The following is an 8341-nucleotide window of genomic DNA, read 5'->3' as shown; positions in this document are numbered from 1 at the left end:
GAAGCGGCCTGCCGCCCTGGCCCCCGCGTCCGGACGGAGGGCAGCCGGGCGGCAGGCCGCTTCTGTCCGAAACCGGTCGGAAAACCGCACCCGGCCCCACTCCCCGGGCGGCCCGGGAATGCACACCGTGCGCGGCCAGATCGGTCTCGCGCGGGCGGCGGGCAAGGGAACAGGGGCAATACCGTGACGACGAACACGCTGCGCCTCCGGGTGGCGCGCATCACCCGTGAAGCGGAAGGCATCCAGTCCTACGAGCTGGTCTCCCAGGACGGAAGCCCCCTGCCCGAGTTCGAGGCCGGCGCCCACCTGGACGTGCAGGTGCCAGGCCTCAACGGCATGCGCCAGTACTCGCTCTGCAACGACCCGGGCGAGACGCACCGCTACGTCATCGCCGTGCAGCGCGACGCCAACGGCCGCGGCGGCTCCAAGGCGATGCACGAGAACGTCCACGAGGGCGACGTGCTCACCGTGAGCGAGCCCCTCAACGACTTCCCCCTCCTGTACGGGCGCAGCTACGTGCTCATCGCGGGCGGCATCGGCATCACACCGCTGCTGGCCATGGCGCGCCTGCTGGAGCGCACCGGCGCGGAGTGGGTGCTGCACTACTGCACGCGCGACGCGGACCGCACCGCCTTCCGGGAGCTCTTGTCCACGCCGTCCTTCGCGGGCCGCGTGCACATCCACCACGACGGGGGCGACCCCGCCAAGGGGCTGGACGTGCGGGCGCTGCTCACGACGCGCGGCCCGGGCACCCGGCTGTACTGCTGCGGCCCGGCGGGCCTGATGAAGGCCGTGCGCGAAGCGGCCACGCTGAACAAGTGGCCCTGGGAGAAGGTGCACTTCGAGGCCTTCACCGCGGAGGGCACGTCCGCCACCCACGCGACACCGGAGGAGGACTTCGAGGTGTCGCTCAAGAGCACCGGCCAGGTGCTGCGCGTGCCGGCCGGCAAGAGCGTGCTCAACGTGCTGCGCACCCACGGCGTGAAGGTGGAGAGCGACTGCGAGGCGGGCTCCTGCGGCACCTGCGTCACCCGCGTGTGCGAGGGCACTCCGGACCACCGTGACACGTTCTTCCAGCAAGAGCCCGCGGGAAATGCGCGGATGCTGGTCTGCGTGTCTCGCGCCCGGTCCAAGCGGCTGGTGCTGGATCTGTAGTGACACCCCCGGGCCCGACGTTTTGAAGCGCGCCTGTGCGCGGCGGGCCGCCTATGCTCGCGCCCCGCTCGTACACGAGAGAGGCTGATGAGCGACGGGACGTTGTTCTCCATGGACACTCCGCCCACCGAGGCCCGGTTCCAGAACCGGCTCTGGGTGGCGGATGCATTGGACCTCACGGGCGCGGCGCTCGTGGGTTGGGGGGCGGTGCGCGCGGCGGAGTGGGTATCCACGCCGGCGCTGCTGGGGTTCGCCATGGGAGTCGCCTGGGTGGTGCTGTCCTGCGTGGGTGGGCTGACGGGGCTCACCCCGGGCCGTCACGCCCTGGGCCTGAAGCTGGAGCGGGCGGAAGGACGGGTGCCCGGCCTGGGCGCGGGGCTGTTGCGCGCGCTCACCGCCCCGGTGGAGCTGCTGTTGCAGGTGGTGCTGCAACGCCGGCCGCTGGATGCGCAGCTGGGCGTGCACGCGGCCGTGATTCCGGGCGGCCTCCGGGGCTGGGCGCGGAGCCTGCCGCTGCCGCTCGTGGGGCTGGTGCTGCTGGCGGGCGCGGTGTGGAGCATCGTCACGCCCACGCGCCAGGAGATGCTCCAGTACCTGGACCGCACGCTGACCGGGTGGCACTGCTGCCACGGCACGCGCGAGACCACCTGGCAGTGCCGCGCGTCCCTGTCCCGCGCGGTGCGCAACGCGAACGGCGGCGACACGGAGGTCTCGGAGTTCCTGCGCAACGAGTGCCCCGTGGCCGCCACGCGGCTGAGGCCCTGAGGCGTCACGCGAGCCGGCGGGGGCCCGCGTTCAGCGCCTGATCAACGCGAAGGTGTCCTCGCCCTCGTCGCAGCTCACCCACACGGCCTTCTCCGGCACGGCGGGCGCCTTGTAGTTCACCTTGAAGTAGCGCTCTTCCACCCTGACCACGTGCGTCTTGTAGGGCTCCAGCCGCGCCATGCGCGCCTCCTTCCGTCCGGTCAGGACGATGGCGCAGTTGTGCCAGGTCCGGACGTCGGAGCTGATCACGTAGAGGGTGCTGTTGAAGCTGCTCCCCAGGATGCCGTCGATCTCCGCCTGTCCCAGGAGGCGTGAGCGCTCCACGGGCTTCTCCACGGGCTTCTCCGCGGGCTCGGGCGTCGCGACCTGGGTGGGCTCGGGCACGGACGCGGACGGGGGCAGAGCCGGCCCCGACGGGCGCACGGTCATCAGCAGGAAGCGCGGCTCCTTCGCCGCGTCCGCCTCCGCGTCCAGCCGCAGGTTCATGCGCTCGCGGTTCGGTTGGATGGACACCACGGTCGCCGTCCCCAGCACCGGACGCTTGCGGGTCCCCTTCTGGATGGGGCCCACCACCTTGAACACCGTGCCCGCGTTGATGCCCGAGGGCACCTTCGCGTTCACCACGCGCTGGCCGCCGCCGGTCTCGCCAATCTTCGCCACGGGCAGGCCCGCGGGCACCAGCTCAACCTGATGCTGCGCGGGCCGCTTCGGCCCGGGGACGGGCTTCGCCACCGGCTCGGGCTTCAGCTCCGGCTCCCCCGCGCCCGCCACCATGCCCGCGTCCACCGCCGCTTCAGTCGGGGGCTCCTCGGTCGGAGTCACCGCGGGAGGCGGCTCCTCCACCGTCGGGGGCGCGGCGGCCACCACCGGCTCGGACGGCGGAAGCGTCTGGGGTGCCACGGGCTGCTCGGCCGTGTTCGGGCGCAGCACGTAGGCGGTGATGCCCACGGAGGCGCCCACCAGCAGCAGCGCCGCCACGGCGATCCGCGCCACCGGCCTGCGGGGCTCGGGCTGCGCCGGCAGCTGTCCGGACGTGCCCGCCACCCCGGCGCCCTGGGGCGGCGCGGCTGGCAGGTGCACCGCCGTCGCACCCAGCGCGGCCGCGTCCACCTCGTCAGAGCTCCGCGCCACACCGCCGGACTCCTGCGTGGGTTTGGCCACGCCACCTGAGCCTGATGTGCTCGGCGCCACGCCGCCTGAACCCGAGGGATGGGACACGAACGTGCCCCCCGGCCCGAGCGCCGGCCCGTCCACGTCGATGCGCCCGGTGTTGGGCCTGCTCCCCGCGGGCTCCTCCGTGGCCTGGACGGCCGCCGCGTCCGGAGCCGGTCCGCTCCCGGAACCGCCATACAGCCCCGTGCCCGAGCCGCCCCGGGGCGCGGGCGACGGCGTGCGCCGCTCCCCGTGCACGTTGGACGTCAGCTTGCGCTGCTCGGCGAAGGCCTCCGGGCAGAGCGCGCGCACGAACTCGCCCACCTCCTCCGCTCCAATGGGACTCCCCGAGCGCAGCAGCTCCGCGTTGAGCGCCCGCGCGAACTCATCCGCCCGCGAGTACCGGTCCGTCGGCGACGGCGCCAGCGCGCGGCGCAGCACGGCTTCCAGCGACGGCTCCACGTCCGGACGGAAGTCCGTCAGCGGCGGCACCACCGGGTGAGACATCGCCGCCATCATCTCGCCCACGGTGCCGTGGGGAACCAGCCCACGGCCCGCCAGCATCTCCCACACCACCACCGCGCAGGAGTAGATGTCGCTGCGATGGTCCAGCGGCTCGGCGCGGACCTGCTCCGGGGACATGTAGCCCAGCTTCCCCATCACCGTGGACGGCAGCGTGTACTTGCTGCGCGCGGTGGACTTCGCGAGGCCGAAGTCGATGACCTTCACCTCGCCCTCGTACGACACCATCACGTTGTGCGGGGACACGTCGCGGTGGACGATGCCCAGGGGCTCGCCGTCCGTGCCCGTCTTGCGGTGCGCGTACCCCAGGCCCTCCGCCATGCGCTGGCCGATGTAGAGCGCCACCGGCGCCGGCACCGCCCGCCCCTGCACCCGGGCCTGCTCCAGCAGGTAGCCCAGGTCCACGCCCGCCACGTACTCCAGGGCCATGTAGTAGGTGCCGTCCGCCTCGCCCATGTCGTACACCTGGGCGATGGAGGAGTGCACCAGGTGCACCAGCACCTTGGCCTCGTGGTGGAACCGGTCCAGGAACTGCCGGTCCTTCACCAGCCCCGGCAGGATGGTCTTCACGATGCAGGGCTTTTCGAAGCCCGCCGCCCCGGACAGCTTCGCCAGGTACACCTCTCCCATGCCGCCCTGGCCCAGGAGGTGGACGAGCTCGTAGCGCCCGAAGAAACGGGGGGACTCTGTGGGTGCGGTGCTCATGGCTTCGGCTCCGGAGCGCAGCATGGACTCCCCCATGGAATCAAGCCGCGCACGTCGCGCCACCCCTCCATGCCAGCCTTCTGACACCCCTGGCGCGAAAAAGAGAAAGTCCCGGGGCCGACGGAATTCCCGAGCCTGTGTTCCGACGGACAACAGGTCTGTTGTGCACCCGCGCACGTCAGGGATGCACCTGGGGCCTGGAGACGATGCGAGTCGGCGCGGGGATGCGTTCCCTCATCGCAGCACGCCGCTTCCTTCCTCTGTGAGGGGAGCGGGCACCTCCCGGTCCTCCGCCGTGTGGGGGACCGCCCTCAGGAGGGGCGTCCTGCTTGGAAGGAGTCGCACCATGAGGCATTGGATATTCGTCGGGTTGCTGGCGCTGGCCGCGTGTGCGCCGGAGTCGTCCTCGCGCACCGCCGCACAGGGACAGGTGTGCCCGGGCGTCGTCGCCGGAGGCATGACGGTCCGCCAGGGGCTGGATGGAAACCTGCCCTCCCGGGTACAGGGGGACGGGCGCGAGTCGGTCATCATCCGCTTCCGCAAAGGAGACTCCACACAGGTGGCGAGCCTCTCCGCGTCGGGGGCCCACTTCGCGGCGAGCACCGGCGCGAAGGTGGAAGCCATCTACCGCAACATCCCCGCGGTGGCCGCGCGCGTGACGCCCGAGGAGCGCTCCGCCCTGGAGCGCAGCGCGCTGGTGGAGAGCGTGGAGACGGACCAGCTCTGGTCCGCCCAGGGCCTGACGCCCGGGCTGTTCGCGCCGCTGCCGCGCCAGGTGACGGCCGCCACCCCTGTTTCGTTGGACGAGTACACGGACGGCCTGCGCCTGGTGCAGGCCTCGGAGGTGTGGGACGCGGACCGGGACGGCGTGCTGGACGTGGGCGCGCCCACCGGCGAGGGCGTGCGGGTGTGCGTCATCGACAGCGGGCTGGACATGGACCACCCGGAGTTCAAGGGCGCGGTGGTGGGCAGCCACGACTTCCTGGACAAGGACGACGACGCCAACGACCGCGGCGCCCAGGGCCAGTGGGGCCAGGGCCACGGCACGCACGTGGCGGGCATCATCGCGGCGCGCATGGGCCAGGGCGGCGACACCGGCCCCCGGGGCATGCCGGGCGGCATGGTGGGCGTGGCGCCCAACGCCTCGCTGCTCATCGCCCGCGTGCTGGACCTGTCAGGACAGACGCAGATGAGCCTGGTCCTCTCCGCCATGGAGTGGTGCGAGTCCCAGGGCGCGCGCGTCGTGTCGCTGTCGCTGGGCGGAGGCACGGCCACCCGCAGCACGGTGGAGGCGTTCCGCGCGCTGCTGGACCACGGCTTGTTGGTGGTGGCGGCCGCGGGCAACCAGGGCGGCCCGGTGGTCTACCCCGCGTCCGACCCGTCCGTGCTGGCGGTGGGCGCGGTGGACGCGAACGAGCGGCGCGCGAGCTTCTCCAACACGGGCGGAGAGCTGTCGCTGGTGGCGCCCGGCGTGGACGTGCTGTCCACCTTCCCCCGGGGGCTGGGCGCCTTCGCGCAGATGTCCCTGAACGACACGTCTCCCATCTCGCGCTCGCTCCTGTACTCGCCCACGGGTGACACCGCGGGGCGGCTGGTGGACTGCGGCCTGGGGGACTCCCTGTCCTCGTGCCTGGACGCCACCTGCGACGGCTTCGTCGCCTACGTGCGGCCGGGCGCGGTGCCCGTGTCCCAGGCCATGTCCAACGTGATGATGCAGGGCGCGAGCGCCGTCGTCTTCGGCGCCGACGATGCCCCCGCGGGCGGCGCGGTGGACATCCTCTCCCTGCCCCGCATCGGCCACTGGGCCCCCGCCGTCAGCGTCAACCAGGCCGCCAGCACCATGCTGCGCGAGCGGCTGGGCGCCGACGCGCGGCTGTCCCTCGTGCCCGTGGACTACACGCACGTCTCCGGCACCTCCATGGCCGCACCCTACGTGAGCGGCGTGGCCGCGCTGCTCTGGAGCGCCCGTCCGGAGCTCACGCCGCAGCAGGTGCGCGACGTGCTCGAGTCCTCCGCGAAGGACCTGGGCACCGCGGGCCGGGACCCCGTGTTCGGCCACGGCCTGGTGCGCGCGCGGGACGCTTTGCAACGGCTGCCGTGACGCGCACTCGCTTCTCAATTCATGGGAAGCGTAAGGAGCGCATCACGGACGCGGAGCGTGGCTGTTGGAGTACGAAAAATGCTCCGCGTGATGAAATCGAGAATGAGCTTCTGCGTGGAATGAAAGCGCGCCGGGATTGTACGTGGCGCGCGCCAATGGCCGCCGGACAGGCGGCCAACCCGGCGCGAAAAACATCTCATTCTTGAATTGAGGATATCCATGTTGCGAATTGCTGTTGCCGCCCTCGTTGTTGCCGCCACGGGTTGCGCTTCTTCGAGCGGCGCGGCGGCCGCGGGTCGCGCGGGCAACGCCACGGTCACGGGCAGCGTCGCGTACCCCGCGAGCGGCCTGCAGGGTGATCCGTGCACGTCGGTCGGGGTGAAGGTGACGGAGGGCGACGCCGTGGCCCTGGGCCGGGGCGAGGTGAAGCAGAGCCGCAACAACCGCTGCAGCTACAACGTCAGCGCGCTGCCGGAGGACAAGGAGCTGAACGTGGAGCTGGTGCTGGACGCGGGCCTCAAGTGCGCCAACGGCGCGGCGCCCACGGTCACCCCGGGCCCCACGAAGATGAAGATCGCCAAGTTCGCGGCGCCGGTGGTGAGCTTCAAGCTGGCCTGCGAGTAGCGCTCCCGAAGTCCTGTTGAAGTGCTTCACGCCGTGAAGGCCGGGGTGCACCCGAGTGGGTCCCCGGCCTTCGTGCGTGGACGGCCGCATGCCCGGCGGGGGGACAGGAACCATTGATTGCTGAACACAAGGGCGCGAAGCTGCCCCGGCCCATGACTGGTTTCCGTCCTTGTACCGCCGTGCTCGCCCTGGCCCTGCTGGGGGCGGGTTGCGAATCCGAAGTGCCCTTTCCAACCGAAGACGAGCTGGACCAGCTGAGCGCCCTGCACACGCAGAGCGTGAAGCCGGAGGTGGACCCCACCAACAAGTGGGCAGACAACGCGGACGCGGCGGTGCTGGGCCAGCGGCTGTTCGAGGACCCGGGGCTTTCGCGCTGCGGGACGGTGTCCTGCAAGAGCTGCCACACGGGTGAGTCCTACACGGTGGAGACGGCGACGGCGGAGGGCTGCGGAGGCCACCAGTCCGAGCGCAACCCGCCCAGCCTGCTGAACGTGGGCTACAGCCGCTGGTTCATGTGGGACGGGCGGGCGGACCGGCTCTGGTCGCAGGCGGTGCTGCCGCTGACGAACCCCATCGAGATGAACTCGGATGCGACGGTGGTGCGCACGCGGCTGTCCGCGGAGCCCACGTACACGGCGGCGTACACGCAGCTGTTCGGCAAGGCGCCCGCGGACGAGTCGGACCCGGACCGGCTGATGGCGAACGTGGGCAAGGTGCTGGCGGCGTACCAGCGCACGCTCAACCGCACCGACGCGCCCTTCGACGCGGACGTGCGGCGCTTCCTCCAGGCGGTGGAGGCGGGCACGCAGGAAAAGGACCCGGCGTACCTGGGCCTGAAGACGTTCATGCGCAAGGGCCAGTGCGTGGTGTGCCACAAGGGCCGCTCGCTGTCGGACGACAAGTTCCACAACCTGGGGCTGAAGGACACGGGCGCGGGGCGGCGCGGGCAGGCGGACGCGGTGGACGCGCTGGTGTCCTGGCCGTTCAACGCCGCGGGCCCCTACAGCGACGCGCCGTCGGGCATCGACGCGGCGCGGCTGCCCACGCTGAAGGCGCAGGCGCAGACGAAGCCCACGGAGGTGGAGGGCGCGTTCCGCACGCCCACGCTGCGCAACGTGGCGCTGAGCGCGCCGTACATGCACACCGGCGCGGTGAAGACGCTGGAGGACGTGGTCGACTTCTACAACGAGGGCGGCGACCCGGACGGCACCTTCGTCGGCGTGCGCACGGAGACCATCGTCAAGCTGGACCTGAGCAGCGAGGAGAAGCAGGCGCTGGTGACGCTGCTCAAGTCCATGACGGGCGCGGCGAAGTAGG

The 8341-nt window shown here is 71.8% G+C and carries 6 protein-coding genes; 5 read left to right on the top strand and 1 reads right to left on the bottom strand.

Annotated features, from left to right (window positions below):
• Nucleotides 1-183: 183 nt before the first annotated feature.
• Both D7Y21_RS05425 and D7Y21_RS05420 read left to right on the top strand, forming a co-directional pair.
• Nucleotides 184-1155 (top strand): PDR/VanB family oxidoreductase, encoded by a 972-nt coding sequence (locus tag D7Y21_RS05425; protein WP_121711665.1) that lies wholly within the window; start codon nt 184-186, stop codon nt 1153-1155.
• 87 nt (nt 1156-1242) lie between these two features.
• Nucleotides 1243-1920: an RDD family protein gene (locus D7Y21_RS05420; protein ID WP_121711662.1), complete on the top strand. Its 678-nt coding sequence runs from the start codon at nt 1243-1245 to the stop codon at nt 1918-1920.
• 30 nt (nt 1921-1950) lie between these two features.
• On the opposite strand, the gene D7Y21_RS05415 is transcribed toward D7Y21_RS05420, so the two are convergent.
• Complete coding sequence (locus D7Y21_RS05415; RefSeq protein WP_121711676.1) at nt 1951-4299, bottom strand: serine/threonine-protein kinase; 2349 nt, start codon at nt 4297-4299, stop codon at nt 1951-1953.
• 346 nt (nt 4300-4645) lie between these two features.
• Between D7Y21_RS05415 and D7Y21_RS05410 the strand changes: the two genes are divergently transcribed.
• The 3 genes from D7Y21_RS05410 to D7Y21_RS05400 all read left to right on the top strand — a co-directional run bounded on the left by D7Y21_RS05410 (nt 4646) and on the right by D7Y21_RS05400 (nt 8340).
• Nucleotides 4646-6400, top strand: coding sequence for a S8 family serine peptidase (locus D7Y21_RS05410; RefSeq protein WP_120567897.1), 1755 nt, complete (start codon nt 4646-4648; stop codon nt 6398-6400).
• A 219-nt stretch (nt 6401-6619) separates the two neighbouring features.
• Entirely contained in the window at nt 6620-7024 is a 405-nt protein-coding gene (locus tag D7Y21_RS05405) for a hypothetical protein (RefSeq protein WP_120567896.1), read from the top strand.
• Between the two features lie 152 nt (nt 7025-7176).
• Complete coding sequence (locus D7Y21_RS05400; RefSeq protein WP_121711674.1) at nt 7177-8340, top strand: cytochrome-c peroxidase; 1164 nt, start codon at nt 7177-7179, stop codon at nt 8338-8340.
• Nucleotide 8341: the final 1 nt, after the last annotated feature.

Source organism: Corallococcus sp. AB045 (assembly GCF_003668895.1).
GTDB classification, from domain to species: Bacteria; Myxococcota; Myxococcia; order Myxococcales; family Myxococcaceae; genus Corallococcus; species Corallococcus coralloides.
The sequence above is the reverse complement of the archived record's forward strand: the minus strand, read 5'-3'. Positions and strand labels throughout refer to the sequence as shown.

What these genes read in the sequence shown, in the direction of transcription:
- D7Y21_RS05420 (WP_121711662.1), top strand. Translation starts at nt 1,243, where the DNA reads ATGAGCGACGGGACGTTGTTCTCCATGGACACTCCGCCCACCGAGGCC.
- D7Y21_RS05415 (WP_121711676.1), bottom strand. Translation starts at nt 4,299, where the DNA reads ATGAGCACCGCACCCACAGAGTCCCCCCGTTTCTTCGGGCGCTACGAG.
- D7Y21_RS05410 (WP_120567897.1), top strand. Translation starts at nt 4,646, where the DNA reads ATGAGGCATTGGATATTCGTCGGGTTGCTGGCGCTGGCCGCGTGTGCG.
- D7Y21_RS05405 (WP_120567896.1), top strand. Translation starts at nt 6,620, where the DNA reads ATGTTGCGAATTGCTGTTGCCGCCCTCGTTGTTGCCGCCACGGGTTGC.
- D7Y21_RS05400 (WP_121711674.1), top strand. Translation starts at nt 7,177, where the DNA reads ATGACTGGTTTCCGTCCTTGTACCGCCGTGCTCGCCCTGGCCCTGCTG.